Raw genomic sequence first — 21390 nt, forward strand, 5'->3', positions numbered from 1 at the left:
TGAGTGCCGGGTTATACCTATTTTTCGTGTGTATGATATACTTGTGGTATAATCCATATACTAAACAAGATAAAGGGTGGTACTATGCAGATTTTTGTTGATGCAGATGCTTGTCCGGTGGTTTCCATTGTGGAAGCAGTTGCGAAAAAATATAGGGTGGCGGTAACGCTGCTATGCGATACAAACCATGTATTGTATTCTGATTATAGTGAGGTAGTGGTTGTTGGAGCCGGCACGGATGCCGTAGATTATAAGCTGATCAGCATTTGTCATAAAGGAGATATCGTGGTATCGCAGGATTATGGAGTAGCAGCTATGGCTCTTGGCAAAGGGGCTTATGCAATTCATCAGTCAGGCAAGTGGTATACAAATGAAAATATTGACCAGATGCTGATGGAACGGCACTTGAACAAAAAAGCGCGGCGGAGCAGCCATAAAAATCATATAAAGGGGCCGAGAAAGCGCACTGATGCAGATGATGAAAGATTTTTTCAGTCTGTGGAAAAAATGGTATTAATGGCTATGAAAAACTGTTCGGAAGATACAGAGAGAGGGCAGAACGCGTGAATGAGAAATATCAGCTTTATTATTATTGGAATCATGGCATCTGCGATCAGTGTGGAGCACCAATACTGATTTTAAATGAGGCATTAAGTTACGAGGGCAATGATCAGCAGGAATTACAGGCTTTTTTGGATGAGCATGCGGAGTGCAAGTATTTTTCTAATATAGATGAACAGAAAAATTTTGAAGAAATTGGCGGCTGTAAAAAGTTGGAAGAAACATATAATTACAAATCGCCATATTGGGCCATGCGATCTGTAGGAAGCAAATCCCTGCTGGGGCAGTTTTGCGGCAGCGCGTGCAGAGAAAAATGGATCCGGGAAAGAGAGGCCGATCATTTAAAAATTTATACATACTTCTGGGAATTGCGAGAGTATGCACTGAAAGTAGCCCCAGAACCATGTGATAATCCATCTGGAATTGTTGTGTTTGATCTGGAGACTACGGGGTTGAACAGTAACGATAATGAAATTTTACAGATCAGTGCGGTTGATGGAAACGGGGATTTACTTCTTAATGAGTATGTCCGACCAGAGCTGATCAGGTCATGGCCAGACGCGGAACGGGTGAATGGTATTACACCAGAGAGGGTAAGAAAATGTAAGACCATCAGAGAACTGATAGGGAAGATAAAGGGCGTTTTTGCATCAGGGAAAACATGGATCGCGTATAATTGTGATTTCGATCTCGGATTTTTATTTTTTGTAGGTATTGAACCAGGTACGAATACCGAATTAGAAGATGTGATGTATGATTTTGCCGAAATTTGTGGGAATTATGATAAGCGCTACGGAACCCGACGATGGCAGACGTTAGAAGCGGCCGCCGCACATTTTGGGTATAACTATAAAGCGCATGATTCCTTGGAAGACGCAAGAGCTACACTGTATATTAGGAATAGAATTAAGCGGGAAAAAGAAATATTAGATGAATTGACTGCTCCATATCAGACGGTGAAAGGAGAACAGATTTAGGCAAAATGATACCTTACTTACAGTGTGAAAATGATACCTCATTTATATCGGAAACAACCCCAAATTTTTCTGCTATCCAAGATGGGTGAAAAATTTGGGGTTTGGTCATTCAAAATGTGCAATAAAATCAAGCGGATTACTGGACTTTTGACTAAACACTGCAAGAATTCCCCCATCCTCTTTAGGGGGTGGGATGAATTGCCTGCTTTTGATTTCTGATATTGCAATAACTGGCATGATTCTATATTGCACATAGCTGCGCGGATAAAGAGAACTTACGTTCGATAAAACATGGACATATAGAAAAATATATGGTACAATATAATCAGTCGAGATAATAGGGAAGGCTGATTATTATGAGAAAATTGGATAGCAATGCACACTCGGTATTTTTATTATATTACCATTTGATTCTGGTTATAAAATACCGAAAAAAGGTTTTGAATGATCCGATTTCAAATCGGGCGAGAGAAATATTTGAGCATATTGCTCCGAACTATCACATTACTCTGGAAGAATGGAATCATGATCAGGACCATGTGCATATCATGTTCCGTGCTCATCTCAAATCAGAACTGAGCAAGTTCATCAATGCATATAAAAGCGCAAGCAGCCGCCTGATTAAAAAGGAGTATCCGGAAGTCCGGCAAAAGCTCTGGAAAGAAACATTCTGGAGCCAGAGTTTTTGTCTGCTGAGTGCTGGCGGTGCCCCAATTGAGGTCATCCGTCAGTACATTGAAACACAGGGAGAGGGTAAAAGTGAACACCGTGTACCGTTTTCGGATTTATCCGAATAAAGCACAAAGGGAATTATTTGCAAAAACGTTTGGCTGCGTTCGTCTTGTTTATAACCGGATGCTTGCTGAGAAAAAAGCGCATTATGAGAAAACCGGGAAGAACTTAAGCTTGACACCAGCCAGGTATAAATCGGAGTTTCCATGGTTAAAGGAAGTAGACAGTCTGGCACTGTGTAATGCGCAGCTGCATTTGCAGACTGCATACAAAAATTTCTTTCGTGATGCCTCAGTTGGGTTTCCGAAATTCAAATCAAAAAAGAAATCTGTGAAAAGTTATACAACCAATTATGTGAATGGAAACATCGTCTTACAAAATGGAAAACTGAAACTTCCAAAAGCTGGCTGGGTCCGAATCAGACAACATCGGAAGATTGATGAATGTTACCAGCTGAAAGGTGCAACAATTAGTCAGGAAGCAGATGAACGATATTACGTTGCTCTGTTATATTCCTGCGAGGAACCGGTGCATGAAACCAGGAAAGCAGAAACCGCAATTGGTCTTGATTTTTCCATGAAGGAGTTGTATGTAGATTCCAATGGAAATCATGCAGCATATCCTCATTTTTTTCAAAAAGCCCGGCAGAAGCTGGCAAGGGAGCAGCGTAGACTGAGCCGCTGTGAACAGGGGAGCAACCGTTATAAAAAACAAAAGAAGAAAGTGGCACGAATTCATACCCGTATCGCACACCAGCGAAAGGATTTTTTGCATAAAGAATCAAAGAAGATAGCCAATTCCTACGATATCGTGTGCATCGAAAATCTGAATATGAAAGAGATGAGCCAGGATATGCATTTGGGAAAGAGTGTTCATGACAATAGCTGGGGAATGTTTACTGATTTTCTGACATATAAAATGGAACGTGCAGGTAAGAAACTGATCCGCATTGATCGCTGGTATCCCAGTTCCAAAACATGCAGCTGCTGTGGAAAGGTAAAAGAAGATTTGCAGCTGAGCGATCGCATTTATGAGTGTGTATGCGGAAATCGAATGGATCGGGACGAAAACGCAGCAATCAATATATGCAGAGAAGGGATTCGAATATCCGGAATGATGCTTGATATAGAAAAGAAAATTTTCTGATCTTTGCAGCAAAAATTCCAACAATATCATTCTGATAAAACCGTGGGACACACGGGGATAGCTCGCTTATGCTTTGCCCTATCGGGCAATCGAACGAGAAGCCCCCACTTCAAGCGTTAGCTAAGTGGTGGGAGCATGTCACTGAGGAAAATGATACCTGATCTATGTAGTAGGGTATCATTTTTCCCAAAATTGAATAGTGAATTATATGGTGCAGAAAAATATGAAATATTGGGGATAGATTATGCGGAGAGCAGCTATATCTCGGAGCTGCCCTTAATGCAAATGGCGGATTTGGAAATTATAAGATACCTATTTCTTCCATTTCGTTGCATAATTCTTCGAACGTACCGGTAACATAGTTTTTTGTGGTGTTGATATCGGAATGTCCTAAAATATTTGAGAGCATGACCAAATCATGCGTCTTGTCATAAAAGGATTTGGCGAAAAAGTGGCGAAGTGCATGGGGATGTGCCTTCCTTTTATCAATGCCAGCATTGGCAGCAATGGTCTGGAGCATATTATAAATATTTTGCCGTTCCAATGGTTTTTTATTTTTATCAGTGAAAATAGGGCCAGATGGGATGTTTTTTTCAATGACATAATCATTAAGCATTTCCTGAAGTTCCCGGATTAAAGGAACTTTTCTGTTTTTATTCTTATTTCTAATTGTGATTTCCTGTTGCTGTATGGATTCAACGGTAATAAACTGCAATTCTGAAACACGGATACCAGTTTGTCCGAAGGCGCGGATCATAAGGTTAACCTTTCTTTTTTGAGGGCGACTGCTTTCTTCCAGGAGTTTATGGTAATCTTCCGGGGTAAGAATAGCATAGGTAGCTTTTAATTCTTTCTTTTGAACTTTTTCTAATTGAACAAAACAATCAGCGCGATCCAAAAAGGTCAAAAAAGAATGAATGGAACACAATTTTGAATTTACCGTGGAAACGGCATAGTTTTGTTTTAATAGATATTTTTTATAATCTAGGCATTGTTCTTTCGAAATTTCTGCACCGGATAAAAAAGTTATGAAGCCAGTTACATCAGAAATGTATTTGCTAATTGTATTCTTGGACCGCTCATTTGCTATTAAAAAATCCTGATAAGGTTTCAAATTATCTGGAGAGAAAGAGGGCGTGTCAGTAATGGTATCAGAATTTGTTCTGTCACAGCAATCCAGAGGATCAGCTGCAAAATTCGGGCTTTCTAAGTGGGGCAGAATATCTGGTGTATTCGTTAATTCTGCATAAATGCTGCCAAGTAAGGACTTCAGCATATCGAGATCTTTTTCTTTAAATTCTGCTTTTATATAGTGCAATAAGGTTTTTTTTATATCAACAGTAGTGGAACCGACTGTATTCATCATATTACTCCATTCATACGCTTTCCGTTTTATTGGATAGTTCGATTATATAGCGAACGTGCGTTTGATGTCAAAGAAAACAAAAGCAAAACTTCTTGTTCAGAAAATAAATGAATGGAAGTTTTGCTTTTGTTTTGCTTTTATAATGGTCGTTTTTTGGGGAAAATGCCCAAACCTAATATGGTATTTTATAATGGAATATCAAAATAATGACATAATTCGATTTATGACATTATTTTACAATTATTTTTTCCCAAACCTAATATGGTATTTTATAATGGAATATCAAAATAATGACATAATTCGATTTATGACATTATTTTACAATTATTTTTTCTTAAAAACAACGTGGATTCAAGTTTTTGACTGTGATACTATTAAGTTTTTGACTGTGATACTATTAATAATTTTATTAAATTTTAAATATTGTTGATTAAATTACTAAAATTGTTGCTATTTTTGGACCTACATGGTTTCATAAATCGAATTATGTAGAAAGTAGGGGGAAATGTGGCATTGGAACATGATACACAGGTGTTGGCAAAGCAGATTTTGGAAGATTTGAAGCCGGAATTGGTTCTTCCATCTCCTTATTCTGTATGGGATCCCGGCAAAATGAAATTTGAGGTCGCGGGCGTTACAAATCCGCAGTCATTGGCGGAAATGCAGGCGTTATTGGTAAAGAAAGCATTTACCGTTTCTGATATGTATATTTTACGTGTGATCCGAATGCTTGGGCATGCGGATCTGCTATCAATTTGTACAGTGCTGATGGCAGAACGTGAAAAGGAAGAACGAAAAGCTAAGGAAGAAAATCGGCCGATACGTTGTATTCCAAAGTTGGATCGACGATCCCTGAAAGAACGCCTTGATACGTTAGCAATGAGTGGTTTGGTTATTGTTGAAAAGTTTCAGATCAACGAAACTGTATACGCATATTTGAAGAGTGCAAAATCGGAAGCACATCAGACCAGGCAGATGTATTCTCTTACTGCCCATGCAACATACGCTTTTCGGACCATGCTGGAGGCAGATCAGCAATTAAGGTTTGATTCAAAAACAATATGGCTTAATGAAATGACAAAAATGGAGCGGGCTAATGCGGGGTTACTTGCGGCGGTTTTTTTGAAGCAGAAGTATATGTCAAAATATATATTTTCTTATCGCCTGAAAAATGTGAAGGGTATAGATGAGTTGCCAGCAATTATTGATTTTAAGAAAGAAGGTGTTATGCCCACTCGTCTGGTAATCTTTGCAGTCAATTTTTATACGAATGAGAGGATCGTAACCGAAAAAGATCATTCATATTATATAAATTCAAAGGTTAGAGGCTTTTGTACGGCGCTGCGTGCGGTAATCCATGAGACTACAGGAAATGGATCTACGTTTGCGGCCATCATATGCGAGGATGCTAAAGGCATACAAAAAGTAATTTCAATGATACAGAGTATTGATGAGCCGCTGATGAAGCATTGCATTTTTACGACAGGAACGGTATTGATATCACGGAGCGCACTTTCAAAAGCAGATGTCTTACCAGGATGTTTTGTAGAGCCGGTATTCAATTCAGAGAAGGCCCGGTGGCAGATCGTTGGGGCGACAGGTTTTTATTTCCTGGAAGCATAAGAAGGGAGGAAGTGGACTGCCTGGCAGCGGACTTAGGCAGGAAATTAAATGGCAAAAATAATGAAGGACATGGCACAGGAGCAGGCTCTTTTAGAAGTGGCCGACTTGCTTCAGCAGCTTAAAATATTGGATAACAGTACTAAAAATCCGGAATCTTCGCTGAGCTGTACCTATCGCGTTGGAAGTGGACGAATGCAGCGCCTTCCAATTTCTGAAAACTATCTGGTTAGTATGATTGCAACTGTTCAGACTGACTTGCAGAAGAAAATAAATAGCCTTTGTAAAAAATATCGTATTGAACTGGAAGCTGATGAGGCAGCATTGATGGGAACGGGGATGGGAGAGGATATTGAGTAATCCACTTTGCTATAGCCTGCAGTTTCGACTATAGCGGTTAGCTTGGGGAAAGATTGTAGAGGATGATCTTCACCGGTTAGAGAAGCAGAAAAGACTGTATGGTAAAGAATTCATTATGTCATTTTTGAAATTGCTGCAGAAAACAGAATTTATTGATCGATTGATGGAGATTTGCAATGAATAAAAGAAAATCAATGAGCCGTTATGCCTTCTTGCTTTTTGGAATTGTGATTATGTCAGAACCGGTCCTGTCTTATGGTTATACGATAAAACAGCCGGTGGAAAGTGAACTTTCTGCATATGGAAATGCTTTAGAGGATACAGACCAGAATGCAACAGTGGAAGTTGCCCCGCGGGAACTGGTTTCATGGAAGGTTTATTTTGTAGATGAAGAGAGCAGACAAATCCAGTTATCTGCAATGCGCAGTGGAACGATTTTAGAGGGTGAAGAGCTGGTTATACCATATGCGAACAGCCTGATCGTAAACGGGCATCGCTGGCTAGCAAATGAGGACTCACCATACCGGATAAATGTATATGGGCCGGGTGAAAAAATCATCTATATCACTTATTCGGATGAAGGATCTGTCGGGGATGCAGACGATCCAGAGGCGTCGGAACGGGAACGCTTTGAAATGTATCTTGAAAGGGTTAAAAAAGCGGATGCAGCAATCACTGGAAAGGAAGCAGAGGAGATTCTGGATGATCAGATAATTTGTGAAAGTAACGCCAAATGTTCTTATCGTCTGCGAAGTCTGTCAACGCAGATAAAGAATACTGCTGCCACTCCTGTTTATGTGATTGCGAAAGACTGTGCGGCAACAGGGGTGATTTTGAAGGAATTATACAGTACTTCTGTGGAGTACAGCACAAATCTTCTGGATACGATTCAGCTGGATGGAGCGGAATATAGAATTTACGTGTTTCTCGTAAATAAAAAATTTGGAGAAACTTGTAGTCATAACTGGAAACTGGAGAAGCGAACAGAAGCAACATGCCTGTCATCAGGGTCAGAGAAATATGTTTGCAGTATCTGCAGTAAGACAGAAGTAAAAACGTTACCGGCCCTGGGGCATGTGGATGAAAATGGTGACTCATTATGTGACAGGTGTGGGAAGCGCACAGAGGAACAGAATGACGGAGACCGGATCACGGCAACGTATAGGCCATCCCAGAGTGAATATCAGATGCAGTTTGTCTGTGTGAGTGAAAACTTTCAGAATGGCTATCTTTATATTTCGGATACGGGAATACCGGCAAGTGAATTTGGAGGTTATGGATCACTTGATTATATGCTTTCCAATCCATACCAGGCTTTTGTTGGTACATTTGCGGACTGTTTCAGCATTACAGGGCAGGCACTGATGCCGATTGATGCAGATGGTGCGCTTGCGTATGCAGCTATTATGTCTAAGGAAGAAGTGCTTGCATATCGTGGGCAGATAGAAGGTGATTACATTACAAGAACCGTAGAAAATGGACAACTTGTGGTTGTACATGAGGATGGTTCAACGAGCCTTGTGGCACCTACGGATGATATGTTGCTTCGCCCGGCTATTGTGCTCAGTGCTCCAGATGCCGGTACCGCGGATCCAATCTATTGGTCAGTGGGAGATGTCCAGAAAGTAGTGATCGATCAGAAAACTTATGAATTTCGGTGTGTAGATACAAATTATTATGATAAATCCGAAAATCATCAGAAACTGGCATTGTTCCTTTGTGATGATGTGATTCCGGCAAATTATGGGAGTGAGTATTCCTATTTACCGGATAAAGAAGGCATTATGGGCCAGGTATTTCTTCCGGGGCCGGTAGTAAATTTTGGTGATGAAAGTGATTATAAGTATTCCAAGATACATAATTGGCTGAGCAAGCATCAGAATAGAATTTTTCAGAGCTTTAACTGCCATATTGGCGTGGACAGTGCATTTACCGGAAGCACAGGTAAGGGGCGGTTCAGTGAATTAAGCGACCAGGATTTGACTGTGCATAGTATCGGATATCAGAGACTGACAGCCAGACTTTTTAGTTTATCGGTGGAAGAGGCCTTAAAGTATAAAGATTATCTTTGGAAATTTGGTGATACGGATGCGGATAATCCGGAAGTGGTAACCGATAATTTCTGCAATGGATATTGGCTGCGTTCTCCTATGGGGAATGCAGATGCCAATAGTGGGTATGCCTATATCGTGGATCTGGTCAATGGAATGATTCGGCCAGAGGCAGTGAAACCGGATGGCGGCAGTACAGATGAAGAGTTAAGGGTAACTACTTCGATTGGTGTAAGACCAGCCTTTGCGGTACCGCAGGGATGATCATAGAAAATTAGTAGGAGGAATTTGAATGAGGAAACGAGGCGTTGTGATCTTAATGGCAGCTGCACTTACCGCTTCTGTTCCAGCAACCGCGCTGGCTGATCAGTTTGCCGGTCAGATAGCTTTGAATGGGGAGGCTGCTTCGGAGGATGTTGCTGATGAAGACAGTCAGGTGGACATGGATCAGACAGAAGAAGCTGATGATGAAGACCATGAAAAGTCGGAAGACACGGATTTGAAGGGCACGGATGAGGCAGAAGCAGGAACGGAAGAATCTAATCCAGAAGAATCGGAACCCGAAGAGTCAGAGGAAGAGGTAAAGGAAGCGGAAAAATCTGATGAGAGCGGTGAATCAGAAAATGAGGATGCTGACTCAGCGGAAATGGAATCGAAAGAAGATGAGTTGGAGGACGAGGACACAGAAGAAACCGAAGAGGAGAAGGTAGTGGATGAGACAGAGCTGGCGGATGAACTCCAGAAAGAACCGTCAAAAGCGCCAGAAGAGGAATACGGGGATATGCCGGAAATCGGAACGGAAGAATTTACAGCATGGTTTAAGAAAAACTGTAAAGAAGATTTTTTATGGGAGATGCTGGCAGAGCATGTAGAGGATGACACATTTTTTACCTGGGCGGTAGAACACGATAAGCTGTATTATAAAGCGTTTAAATCCTATCAGAAGATCCTGGAGAAAGACGGGCAGCCAGATGAAAAAATATCTTCCGAGGTAGATGCAGAAACAGAAGAGAACATGGCCGTACTGGATGAAGAGGTGGAGGAACTGACATGAAAAAACGTAGATATCGAAGACTGTTTGCGGTGTTGACTGCTGCGATGTTCAGTGCCTGCAATGTTTCTACCGCGCTTGCGATGCCACTGCAGGAACTCACGGAAGATTATCAGCACTTCAATACAAAGCTGGTTGAAGAGAGTCGGCCGAAGGATATTGGCAGTGATGCATTTTCAGAGTGGTTTTTTACATATTTGGAAGAAGAAACTCTGTGGGACTGGTTTTATGGTGTTATGGAGGATGATACCAACGAAGATTACAGCGCACTGTATTCCTGGTATGAAAAAAATCAGGAGCAAATTGCAAAACAGTTGGGTGCAAATGCTTCGGCACTTATGGCAAGCAGTGTAGGAGATCTTTGGAATAACTGGATCGATGGGAATTTTGATCTTACTGGAGACGGAACAGAGAGCAATCCGTATCAGATTGAAGATCTGGAAGATCTGATGATCATGACACAGGCGATTGCAGCTGGTACAGGTAATTATGATACTGCCCATTATCGGTTAATGGATGATATTGATCTTTCCTTTACCATTAATAATGGAAACTGGAACCCAATTGGCTGGTATCAGAATGCAGCACAGTTATCCGGTAATGTATCCAATAGTTTTAAGGGTACTTTTGACGGAGATGGCCATACAATCAGTGGCCTGAAAATTGTAAATATTTCAAAAAATCTTCAGAATGTTGGCCTTTTTGGAGTCTTGGATGGCGCGGTTGTAAAAAATCTGGTCATCGAAGATGCCCGTGTATATGGATATAACCATGTTGGCATTCTGGCCGGCAGATAAAGGGGAGTCCGTAATCACGGACGTGACAGTTGAAGGAACTGCTGCTGCCAATACATCATCTGGTGGTTATGCTTCTGATGCAGCGGTAGGTGGTCTGGCTGGAAAAATTTTCGGAAGCAGTTCTGGCTCCAGGGCTACGATCGAAAATGTAACAGCAACCGTGAATACAGTGAACCTCGGTGCTACCAGTAAAACGGGCGGTATTGCCGGTGAGGTGAGCAATGCCTATATCGTTGATACCAGTGTATCCGCGACCGGAAATAATATCCTGGGCAGATATTATGTAGGCGGTATCGTCGGAGCAATGAGCAGCGGTACATCCCTTTACAATGTGTCCGTGGACGGAACAATTGGCGGAAACGGTGCCTATGCGGTTGGCGGTATCACTGGTTATTATGAAGGCGGAGAAATTGTTGTTGCCCGCATGTTTGGAGAGATCGGAAAGACAAATGCGGGAACAGCAAGAGAAGGCATCTTTATCGGTACCCGCAAAGATTCCGTTGATATGAAATATGGCACAACCTCTGGGAAGAACCTGGCGTACTGGTTCACGACCGTAGCCAATAAGACAAAAGCGATTGTCGGAAGTGGAAAATCATCAGATACGACCGTTACCGATGCGGCCCACATCGGATATTGGAATGATAATGAAGTTCACTACTATTTGAAAAATGGAGCCAATGAAACCTATGATGCCAGCAGATATTTCTATGAAGAACTGGAAGACGGAATCCGCAATATTGTAGTTACCAGACTGGATCGGGATTTTACGGTAGCAGATTACGAAAATGGCCTGCCATTTTCCATTGATCATTATGCACCGGGAACATATGGGCAGCCGGTGAAAGGCTATTTATTGTCGGTTAGTCGTGTAGATGTGGCAAATTCCAATGGCACATTTGATCAGGATGTGGCTACTTTTACGGCATATCCGGGAGGTGCCAACAGTTTTTACCGGATCATCGATAAAGATAGTTCTGCTGCTGTCAGACCGGGAGAAACGGTCCATGTAACGACCGCAGCCAAGAATACAAATGGAAGCATTTATCAGATGGTAACGGATGAAAATGAGCCTGGCGGCGTAAAGCCACCAACCTATACGGATGAGGACGGAAATCCGCAGGATATGACGTATCAGACCGGTGGGGGATATACGTTTGAAATGCCAGAGCATAGCACAGAGCTGGATGTAGAGTACATCAGGACAACCTCAAAACTTTCCATGGATCCGGCCAATGTGACGTTCCATGTGGTACAGACCCGGACCGGGGACCGGAAAAATCCGACGGTGCAGACAGTAGTATTGGATGGCAACAACAATCAGCTTGCAACGTATACCGGAAATGATCTTTCTGCGATCAATGTTAATCCGGTTACTGTAAATGCTGTACACAATGATACCGGAGCAAGTACGGATAAAACACACAGCTGGAGCATTGACGATTCCGATCTTGTGGTAAATGCATCCGATGCAGGTTATGTGGAGACGGCTGCAAAGATCAAACCGAATATGGCCGGCAGTTGGATCAATGGCCTGTTAAATAAAGCGGTAAAAGCGCAGCAGGATAATAACTACTTAAGCGCAATTCCAGCTACTGTAACCAGCAAAAATGCAATTTTGACAGCTTCAACCAATGCAGACACCTCACCGGATCATAAATCTGTTTACGGAAATGTGACCGTCACGGTTGATTTTAAGATTGTGGATGAGACAACGCTCCGCGTTGAAGGAGTGGAATTAAACAAGAACAATATCACTTATACCATTACCAGGAAACTCACTGGAGACCGGAAAAATCCGACAGAAACCATTTTTGCAGATGAACCGCAGATCCTGGCAGCAAGTCTCAGACCGGCCAGAGTTTTACCCAGAATGTGCGTTGGGAAGATGAGAATCCCAAACAGTATTTAAAGATTACTCCACAGGGAAGCTTTGAGCATGAGTTGAAAGTGGAAGCAAAGTATGATCCGAATGGCGCTGATAACCCTGCATGGATCCAGAATGTCATTAATGCAGATAATCAGAAGCGGGATGCGGATCCTTATGAGAAGCTCTCCGGAACAGCAACGCAGGTAGAGCATGTGACCGTTACCAGTGAGGATGCTACGAATGGCCACCAGACCGCAGACTGCGAGGTTACATTGAAATTTGTCACAGTGGATGAGACCGTCATTCACCCGGAAAGTGTTCAGATGGGCCAGCAACAGGTGAAATTTGATCTTCAGGCAACCAAAGAGGGTGATATTAATTCTGCAGTGAAAACCCGGACTGGATTTGATCCGGTACAGCTTAGCTGCACCGTACTGCCGGATTGTAGTTCAGATGCTTTACATACACCATATAACCGTGAAGTAATCTGGTCCGTATCGGATACGGATGTGGCAAGTATTTCCCAGACCGGTCTTCTGGCACCGAATCCAAATGCACAGTGGATTAAGGATGCTGAGCATGTAGCGCCGTATACTGGAACCAAGACGATCAAAGCGATTGCAACGACTGTTGACGGTCAGAAAGTGGGCGAAACCACGGTCGTTTTAAATTATGCTGCAAGGTGTATTGAGATGCCGGAAACAGAAACTCTGGATCTGGTACTCACGATGACCGGAAGAAGAAACTCTCCAACCTATACATTTGGTGATATGCCGCAGAAACAGGTGATTGCAACAACATATCAGGAAAAACGACCGGTTACTTACAGTTCTTCCAATACATCTGTGCTGCAGGTTTCTGCAGACGGAACGATCCGGCCAGTTCAGGATGCTGGTCTGAAGTGGATCAGAAAGGCGTGTGTAAGTCCGTATACGGGAACAATTCAGGCGGTTATTACCGGAACGGATGCGACTGGTTCAGACAGCACCGTTGTGACATTAAAAATTACAGTATCCGACCAGACAACTTATTCATCATCCTCCAGCGGTGGCGGCGGAGGTGGTGGCGGTGGCGGAAGCCACAGCTCAAAGGCAGTAGCCACCTCCGGCACAACACCTGCTGCCAGCAGTCTGCCGGAATATGTTGTGCGAGGAACATGGACAGAAACTGAGCAGCATAAATGGATGTTCCGCGATGATACACGTACTTATGCATCTAAATGGGCAGCAATTTATAATCCATATGCGGATAAAACCAAAGGCCAGCAGGAGTATGACTGGTTCCGGTTTGATGAATCCGGTTATATGGTGACAGGTTGGTTTACAGATGTCGATGGAAACAGATACTATTTGAACCCGGTATCGGATGGTACACAGGGACGTATGGTAACCGGTTGGTACTGGATCGACGGAATGTGCTATTACTTTAACCCAGTCTCTAATGGAACCAGAGGAGCCATGAAAAGAAATTGTGAAATTGACGGATATCAGTTAAATGCAGATGGTATCTGGGTTGTGAATGGAGTAGTTCAGACAAAATAAATATACCAGTGTATTTATTATTTTGGTGGTGCCCTGTTAAGGGCACTGCCATCAAAAGAATAAGTGACCATACACAGGGGGAACTGCCGTTGGAAAAGCCGGGAAACAAACAAGATGAAGAATCCGAGGAAGATTGGAAATTACTTTTTGAATTGTATGAAATTCTTAAAAAGAGGGTTGATGCCAGGGAAGAAAAGATGCGGGATTATGTAAGAAAAGTTGGTTTGACAGAGAAAGAAAAGAATAAGGATGAGCAGCAATAACAATGCAGGGAATCGTATGCTGTCAAAGGGATACGGTTCAGTTTCCGCAGGCGCGGTGTGTACCTTGAAAACTGAATAGTATGATAGCAAAAGAATATGCAGTATGGAAAATTCCCATGCTGCGGAATATGAATAACGTTTCTTGATTATAATTGAAATACTGGAAGCACCGAAAAAGTGTTTTATATTCCGGATTAACAACCAAAAAAATGTTAAGATTTATAAAATAACATCCGAAAAAATGTTAAAATAATTAGAATTACAGCCGAAAAAATGTTATAATTAAAACGACGGTAGGAAACATATGCGTTTTGGAGGAGTTTTTTTATGGAAAGAGAACTGTTTACTAAGTTGGAACGGTGGATGAAGAAAAAGAATAGAAAGCCTTTGATCATACAGGGGGCAAGACAGGTCGGCAAAACATGGATCATGAAGGAATTTGGTGCCAGATTCTATGAAAATACAGTCTATATCAATTTTGATAATAATAAAGCGATGAAGGACGTATTTGAACTGGATTTTGATTTAAAGAGGATCTTGTCGGCAATTAAAATAGAATACGGAAAAAGTTTTCAGGCAGAGAATACCCTGATTATTTTTGATGAGATTCAGGAAGCGCCAAAGGCTCTGGCATCATTAAAGTATTTTTATGAGAACGCGCCACAGTATTCTATTATTGCAGCCGGTTCATTGCTCGGTGTTGCATTGCATCAGGGAACATCCTTTCCGGTGGGAAAAGTGGATTTTTTAAAACTCTGTCCAATGAGTTTTAGTGAATTTCTTTTGGCGGTTGGTGAAAATGGGCTGTATGAAACACTTAAGGCCCAGGACTATGAGCTGATCAATGCATATGCAGGAAAGTACGTGGATCTGTTGAAGAAGTATTACTATGTGGGCGGAATGCCAGAGGTGGTACAGACTTATATTGATTCCGATGATCTGTATGAAGTTCGTGAGATCCAGAACAATCTTCTCACGTACTATGAGGAAGATTTCAGCAAGCATGCTCCCAAAGAGGTTGTTCCGCGTATTATGATGGTCTGGAATTCAATTCCGTCCCAACTGGCGAAGGAAAACCGAAAGTTCATGTACGGTGCGCTGCGTGAAGGAGCACGGGCTAAAGATTTTGAGCTTGCAATACAGTGGCTCGAAGATGCAGGATTGATTTTGAGAAGCTACAGGGTATCAAAGCCGGATATTCCACTTATTGCATATATGGAAATGAACAGTTTCAAGATGTTCATGTTTGATGTGGGATTATTAACAGCGAAGGCCGGTTTATCGGCCAGATTGTTGCTTGACGGCAGCCGTATTTTTGAAGAGTTCAAAGGGGCGCTCACAGAGCAGTATGTCGCGCAGGAGTTGCATGCAGCTGGATATCCACTCTATTATTTTGCGACAGAGCGTTCAACGGGTGAAATTAATTTCATGCTGCAGGGAGATCTGGATTGCATCCCAATTGAAGTAAAAGCGGAACAAAATCTTCGCGCAAAGAGCCTGAAAGCTTTTTGTGATAAATATCAGCCGGACATGGCGGTTCGAAGCAGCATGGCAAATTATAAAAAAGAAGACTGGCTTATTAATGTTCCATTATATATGCTCGCTGAGTATTTAAAAAATATGGTGCATGTAAATTAGGCTATGGGAGAAACGGGCTATCGTTTGGTGGCCTGTTTTTTATTTAGACAGATTTGAAGTATTCATATTCCGTAGCATGGGAAGAGAAAGAAAATTCTATAATTGATGTTCGATAGTCATGATTTTTGTTCAAAAGGGCTTTTGGATCAGGTTGGTAGTTTACATATCATCATGGATCGTATACAGTGATTATAGAGCAGAGAAGGAGGGGAGAAGTTTTATGAAAAGACTAACCATTTTGTGTGCGGCTTTGACTGCAGCGATGTTTATGAATATGTCAGCATACGCTGGGACTTCAGAAGTGGCAGCAGAAGTCAGTGCCGGTACTGTATGCTTACCGGGAGCTGATTTAACGGATGTAATGGGCTGCGGTTCTATTTTCAGTGATCAGCATCCGGAAATTACGGATCCAGAATATTACTTAAAAGAATGGTACAATTCTCCGCAAGAAGGGGAACAGAGCATTTTAAATGCGCATGGAGAATATAAGACACCATACAACAATTACATGGATGAGGCATATCCACTTTTGCAGGAATTTCTTCATAGTTTTGACTGGATCCATGCAGATGAATATACCAGATACCAGAAAGCTTTTGAAAGAGTCGGGGCAGCATACCATGGAAATATCTATGATGCGGATGCGGGATACAATCGCAGTAAAGAGCGGTGGTTGGTCCTTCGTACCAGACATGGGATGTGTGAACAGTTTTCAAATGAACTGGCAGAGCTTTGTAAGCTGGTAGGCGTCAGATGTGAAGCATATCAGTCTTCGGCCTATCATAAGCGGTGTTTGGTACAGATCGGAGAAATCTGGTACGTGGTTGATCCAACCAATAATGGGGTGAAGAACTGCAAGGCCGTTGATTATGCGGCGGAGAGAGATCGGTATAAAAACGAGTATTTTGCATCAGAAGAAGCGCAAATATTGCAGGAACAGTTAGATATGGGAGAAAAAGCCCAAAAAGGTGAAATTACATGGAGAGAGTATTTTCATTATTTATTCCCAGACTATACAGACGAACAGATCCAGTCGCAATTGGGAATGAGCTATGAAGAATACGGAAATCTTTGGAAATAATAGAATAGATATTTGTGAGCAGGCTATCAGTTTTGATGGCCTGCTTTTTTAAATTACAAAAAGGGAAAGAGAGTAGATAAAGATGAAAAAACTTCGAAGGAACAAAAATCGAATTTGTGCAGGGATGCTTGCATTTATTCTCAGTACGTCTCCAGTGTTAAATAACATCCCGGCATTTTTCATCTCCAGTGAAGCTGCGACATATGGTGATACGATGCAGGCTTATATTAAGGACTCTGGATTTCGCCAGTATTGTATTGACGGAATGTCACCGAATAATGCATTGGGAGTGGCAGATCGATACGTATATGTAAGCCCGTATGCGTCACTGAGCGAAGCAGAGGCTGGGCAGATATTTTTTGCATTGCTATCATTAGAGGTGAGTCAAGGCGGTAGCCAGGATCTTAATAAAGCGTTAAACCAGCTTCAGAAGGCAGCGGTATCATTAGGGTTGTTGCCAATGACATCACCAGTAACAAAGGATGATTTAAAGCTGTATTTACACAGTGCTGCCACCAGGGCAAAATATCCGTGGGTAAAGGTCTGGAGTGATAATGCAGACAAATTGTTGGAAACAGCCGGGTTACTAAGCAGTAGTTCCGCTGGGGCTACAATGGGTGGACTGGTTCCGGCAACTCTGGCAGGCCATACCACTCCGGAAACAGCGGTAGCAGTAGATGGAACCTTAAGTATTAAGTTTGCGCAGGACGGCTCAGATGCCGGGTTTATCCAGTCGGTACCGTTGAAATTTTCTGCGACGGGGGAGGCCGGCTCCTACGTATCTGAAATTCCGAATGGTTGGACGTATGTAAAAACGGATACGGAGATTATCTTTACCAATCCTGGAAACAGCCCGACTCCGTTATATGTGCAGTTTGATCCAATAGGAACAAGGTATGAAACGGCAATGGGAACATTCGCTTCGGCCAGAGATTTGTATGAACAGTGTCTGCAGCTGTGGGTGCTTCAGCAGTGTGCTGGTCAGCATAAGAAATTCCCGCGAATTGGGGTAGTGCCGGCCCAGCAGCATCAGAGACTGGCATACGTGGAAATGGCTCTTCCTAGCAGTGTGTATTATGCGTCCGTGGGAGCATCAGGAGTTTTCGGTACAGGAATTTTCTGGGGCCAGCAAGGTTTTGGTGGGAATGGTGGAAATACGCCATCGTATCCATCTGGAACCTCCAGCAGTGGCAGCCTTGAATTTAACTGTTATCGGCATGAGGAGGACTGGACTTCTACTTATAATACGCAGCTGACTAAGTATGATCATGAAACGGGAGAAACTTTGGAGGGATCAAGTTTCCGGTTTTATGAGCGTTTTGATGATAAGGACCAGGTCAATCTGGAACGTGACGGAGCAGTAGAACTGTATGGTGGAACAGATCATGAAATGTATCTGTCAAAATACCTGGATAATCCGGTTGTATGGGATGATTATCGGTTTGTTGCGACCGTTACGACCAATGAAGAAGGCTATGCATCCAATACTGTAGAGCACAAATATCATTACGATAAAACCTTCTGTGATGGACATCCGGCACCGGCTTTTGTCGAAGTCCCGGAAGAGGAAGAAGATGAGGAAGGAGAAGTTACAAATCAGGACGAAATTGATGAAGCAAAGGAAGAAAACCGAAGACTTGCAAGTGGCTGGCTGGAATGTTTTGATGCGTGCGACGAAACTGCATCTGCAGGTACCTATGAGGGAGTCCACTTTCATTGGCTGATGTCGGAAGTCAGCCAGGGAGAAATCTCTTTCATTGCATCAAGCGGCGGCGAGGAGGGAAGCACTCCGAATGCAGGGCCGACCAGTTCGGCATCCGGGGAGGATTCCTATGTAAATTCTGGCTGTAAGCAGGATGCGGAAGCGACATACAATAAATTTATTGCTTTGAAATACAGCTATACCTATCAGGAGGATACCGCGCGAAATGGGTATATTCTCCACGATCTGCATAATGATGACCTTCCTATTGAGGTGATCACAACGGATTCTTCGGAAAATGGTGCAAATTCATATTTTGCGAATGAATACAGCAATCAGATCCAGATCAACGAAGATGCTGCTCCGGAGACAGATTCTTTCACGAGTAGAGTGGAGCAAGGCGCCGTTCATAGTATCACGGAGTCCGAGTATGCGGAGCTGATAGGAGAAGATCTGGATGTTCCGGCACTGGAGGAAGAGAAGAAAGAAGGAATTCTTTCAAAGGCCATTTCATTTTTTACAAAAATATTTAAGATCGAAAAAGAAGTGGAGCTTGAAGAAACAAAGGCACCGGAGCGTGTGGACGGCTCAGCTGCGGATACAAAAAAATCAGATGATGAAGAGTTTCAGAAGCATGAGACAGTGGACGGAGCGGATGAAACAACGGATTCCGACAACATTGATAATAAAAATTCATCGGATTCCGATGGTGAAATTTTGGATTCCACGGAAGTTTCGGATAAGGATGAGGAAAATCAGGAGGATAAAGGTGAAGTAGAGAACCCTGACGGCGGAATATCAGATACGGACTCAAAAGATGAGCCTGAGAAAAATGATTCCGAAACAGGATCTGAGGACGCAGCAGAGAAAGATTCCGATACGGGTACTAGCTTTGGAGACCTGGAAAATTCAGACAGTGTGGATGACGCAGCTTCTAAAGAGCTGGACAGCACGGTTGGAGATGTGTCTGCGAGATTGAAAACCTTTGAAGGAAAGGTATTTTCCGGCTGGATTGAAAAAGGCATTCAAAAACTTTTCGGTATTATGACTGTTTATGCAGAGACAACGGAGAATGCAGCGGGCAGTGATATAGAAAAGGAGCTGGTTTCTGCCGTAGAAACTAGGGACGATGATTCCGAGGATGTTTCTGATGAAGAGGAAAGCAGGCCGTCTAAGGAAGAAACGCCAATTCAGGATGTTGTAAAAGATAATCGTGATTTAAAAAAGGAGGAAAATCCCACAAAAGAAGAATTGGCAGACATTGATTCAGAAGAATTCCTTGATGACGATATTGAAGATGAACAGGAATTTATTGAGGATGAAGAACGAATCAGAGAGATAGAGGCTCTTGGCGGCAGGAAGGTAGATCTTGCGTCAGACTCCAATGCGACCTATGTGGCGTATGTAGAATTTACTAAGCAAAGGGAAGAGGGTGATCTGACTGTATCCGGAAGTGATGATCCGGACATTTCCCTTTATGCGCAGCTTTCAGGATCTGGTAAAGAATTGTTTGAAAGTGCCTACAGCACGGCAAAGGGTTCACCGAGCGTGGGCGTACTTATTACACCAGGACCGGCGGATCATTTTAGTCACTGCAATGATGAAGATGGCTGCGGAAATATGTGGCGTATCTATGATCACCGGACAGAGGGCGAAATCCATATCAATAAGCGGGATTTGGATCTGGAAAATGGGGCAAACGACGCATATGATTCCTATGGAGATACCCAGGGAGATGCCACATTAGAAGGAGCTGTGTATGGCCTGTTTGCAGCAGCGGATATTATTCATCCGGACGGAAAAACGGGAATCGTTTATATGGCAAATGATCTGGTGGCAGTCACGACAACGGATAAAAATGGCGATGCTTCGTTTATGGCCTTTACGGAAGCACCAGGAATGATCTATGACTATGAAGAGGGTAAGATCGTGGACCGTGGCCAGGGCTGGAATGCAGCATCTCCACAAAATCTCTATGATCATGCAGAAGCATACGATGAGTATACGGCGGACGCAGATGTGGTAAGGACTTATCCGGATTACAAACTGGCGAATGGAAACTGCTGGATTGGAAGACCGCTGATCCTGGGGGATTATTACGTAAAGGAATTGACCCGCTCTGAGGGATATGAATTGTCGATTGGAAACCGAATGCAGCAGCAAACCAATCTGGGCCAGGATGTAAATGCGGGAGTTCCAGGCGATTTGACCGGTTACGCTGGAATTGTGGGAATCCTTACCGCGGAGGAACAGATCAGTGATGAGTCGACTGGAGATGTGGAAGATCCTGATTACAACCAGTTGTTTTTTACAGCTGAAAGTGAAAAAACAGGGGATTCGGGATTTGATCTTGTATTTCGAAATCTGCCGGAGGGAGCAAAACTTTACCGGAAGGACAGTATTTCTACGACGAAAGAGGTAGAGGCCGGTACGGGTATCTATGATGAAGTGCCAGTCAAAAATATTTTTGGCCTGCCGGAGTATGTTGTGGCGGAAAACGACCATCAGTACCCGAAATATAATGCAGATGGAAGCATTAAAACCAAAACGACCAATGTGAATTTTACTGCGAAAAACGTAATCCGTGTGACCCGAAAAGGTTGGATCCTGCGAAAGTTACGGATGTAATCCTGG

16 protein-coding genes are annotated in these 21390 nt (G+C 42.8%); 15 read left to right on the top strand and 1 reads right to left on the bottom strand.

Going from position 1 to position 21390, the window contains the following annotated elements; translation table 11 throughout:
• The first annotated feature begins 84 nt into the window (after positions 1–84).
• The 4 genes from DXA97_RS06930 to DXA97_RS06950 all read left to right on the top strand — a co-directional run bounded on the left by DXA97_RS06930 (position 85) and on the right by DXA97_RS06950 (position 3416).
• Positions 85–567 (top strand): YaiI/YqxD family protein, encoded by a 483-nt coding sequence (locus tag DXA97_RS06930; protein ID WP_118585038.1) that lies wholly within the window; start codon positions 85–87, stop codon positions 565–567.
• On the top strand, positions 564–1538 hold the full coding sequence (locus DXA97_RS06935; protein ID WP_118562936.1) for a 3'-5' exonuclease: 975 nt from the start codon (positions 564–566) through the stop codon (positions 1536–1538). Before DXA97_RS06930 ends, DXA97_RS06935 begins: the two co-directional genes overlap by 4 nt.
• 356 nt (positions 1539–1894) lie before the next feature.
• Positions 1895–2335 (top strand): IS200/IS605 family transposase, encoded by a 441-nt coding sequence (gene tnpA / locus DXA97_RS06945; RefSeq protein ID WP_118719100.1) that lies wholly within the window; start codon positions 1895–1897, stop codon positions 2333–2335.
• Complete coding sequence (locus DXA97_RS06950) at positions 2307–3416, top strand: RNA-guided endonuclease TnpB family protein (RefSeq protein WP_347561491.1); 1110 nt, start codon at positions 2307–2309, stop codon at positions 3414–3416. The genes tnpA and DXA97_RS06950 overlap by 29 nt, the downstream gene beginning before the upstream one ends.
• A 301-nt stretch (positions 3417–3717) precedes the next feature.
• Here DXA97_RS06950 and DXA97_RS06955 read toward each other — a convergent pair whose 3' ends face one another.
• Positions 3718–4782, bottom strand: coding sequence for a tyrosine-type recombinase/integrase (locus tag DXA97_RS06955; protein WP_118719104.1), 1065 nt, complete (start codon positions 4780–4782; stop codon positions 3718–3720).
• Between the two features lie 507 nt (positions 4783–5289).
• Here DXA97_RS06955 and DXA97_RS06965 point away from each other — a divergent pair.
• The 11 genes from DXA97_RS06965 (at position 5290) to DXA97_RS07010 (ending at position 21384) form a co-directional block, all read left to right on the top strand.
• The gene (locus tag DXA97_RS06965) at positions 5290–6405 is read left to right on the top strand and encodes a hypothetical protein (protein WP_118585046.1); all 1116 of its coding nucleotides are present in this window, start codon (positions 5290–5292) and stop codon (positions 6403–6405) included.
• Positions 6406–6453: 48 nt separating this feature from the next.
• A complete protein-coding gene (locus DXA97_RS06970; protein WP_118656261.1) occupies positions 6454–6762 on the top strand; it encodes a hypothetical protein in 309 nt (102 codons plus the stop codon).
• A 176-nt stretch (positions 6763–6938) separates the two neighbouring features.
• The gene (locus tag DXA97_RS06975; protein WP_118719108.1) at positions 6939–9077 is read left to right on the top strand and encodes a DUF6273 domain-containing protein; all 2139 of its coding nucleotides are present in this window, start codon (positions 6939–6941) and stop codon (positions 9075–9077) included.
• Between the two features lie 28 nt (positions 9078–9105).
• Positions 9106–9867 carry a hypothetical protein gene (locus DXA97_RS06980; protein WP_118585050.1) on the top strand — a complete coding sequence of 254 codons (762 nt, stop codon included), beginning with the start codon at positions 9106–9108 and terminating at the stop codon, positions 9865–9867.
• Positions 9864–10661, top strand: coding sequence for a hypothetical protein (locus DXA97_RS06985; protein ID WP_118719110.1), 798 nt, complete (start codon positions 9864–9866; stop codon positions 10659–10661). The genes DXA97_RS06980 and DXA97_RS06985 overlap by 4 nt, the downstream gene beginning before the upstream one ends.
• On the top strand, positions 10624–12573 hold the full coding sequence (locus tag DXA97_RS06990; RefSeq protein ID WP_147355540.1) for a hypothetical protein: 1950 nt from the start codon (positions 10624–10626) through the stop codon (positions 12571–12573). The genes DXA97_RS06985 and DXA97_RS06990 overlap by 38 nt, the downstream gene beginning before the upstream one ends.
• On the top strand, positions 12537–14072 hold the full coding sequence (locus DXA97_RS06995) for a hypothetical protein (protein ID WP_118719114.1): 1536 nt from the start codon (positions 12537–12539) through the stop codon (positions 14070–14072). Before DXA97_RS06990 ends, DXA97_RS06995 begins: the two co-directional genes overlap by 37 nt.
• Before the next feature lie 89 nt (positions 14073–14161).
• Positions 14162–14335, top strand: a complete 174-nt coding sequence (locus DXA97_RS20095) for a hypothetical protein (RefSeq protein WP_182436044.1) — start codon at positions 14162–14164, stop codon at positions 14333–14335.
• A gap of 327 nt (positions 14336–14662) precedes the next feature.
• Positions 14663–15973 carry an ATP-binding protein gene (locus DXA97_RS07000; RefSeq protein WP_118656253.1) on the top strand — a complete coding sequence of 437 codons (1311 nt, stop codon included), beginning with the start codon at positions 14663–14665 and terminating at the stop codon, positions 15971–15973.
• 220 nt (positions 15974–16193) lie between these two features.
• Positions 16194–17054, top strand: a complete 861-nt coding sequence (locus tag DXA97_RS07005; protein ID WP_118656251.1) for a hypothetical protein — start codon at positions 16194–16196, stop codon at positions 17052–17054.
• Between the two features lie 154 nt (positions 17055–17208).
• The gene (locus DXA97_RS07010) at positions 17209–21384 is read left to right on the top strand and encodes a hypothetical protein (RefSeq protein WP_147355541.1); all 4176 of its coding nucleotides are present in this window, start codon (positions 17209–17211) and stop codon (positions 21382–21384) included.
• Positions 21385–21390: the final 6 nt, after the last annotated feature.

This window comes from Clostridium sp. OF09-36 (assembly GCF_003481985.1).
Lineage (GTDB): Bacteria > Bacillota > Clostridia > Lachnospirales > Lachnospiraceae > Brotaphodocola.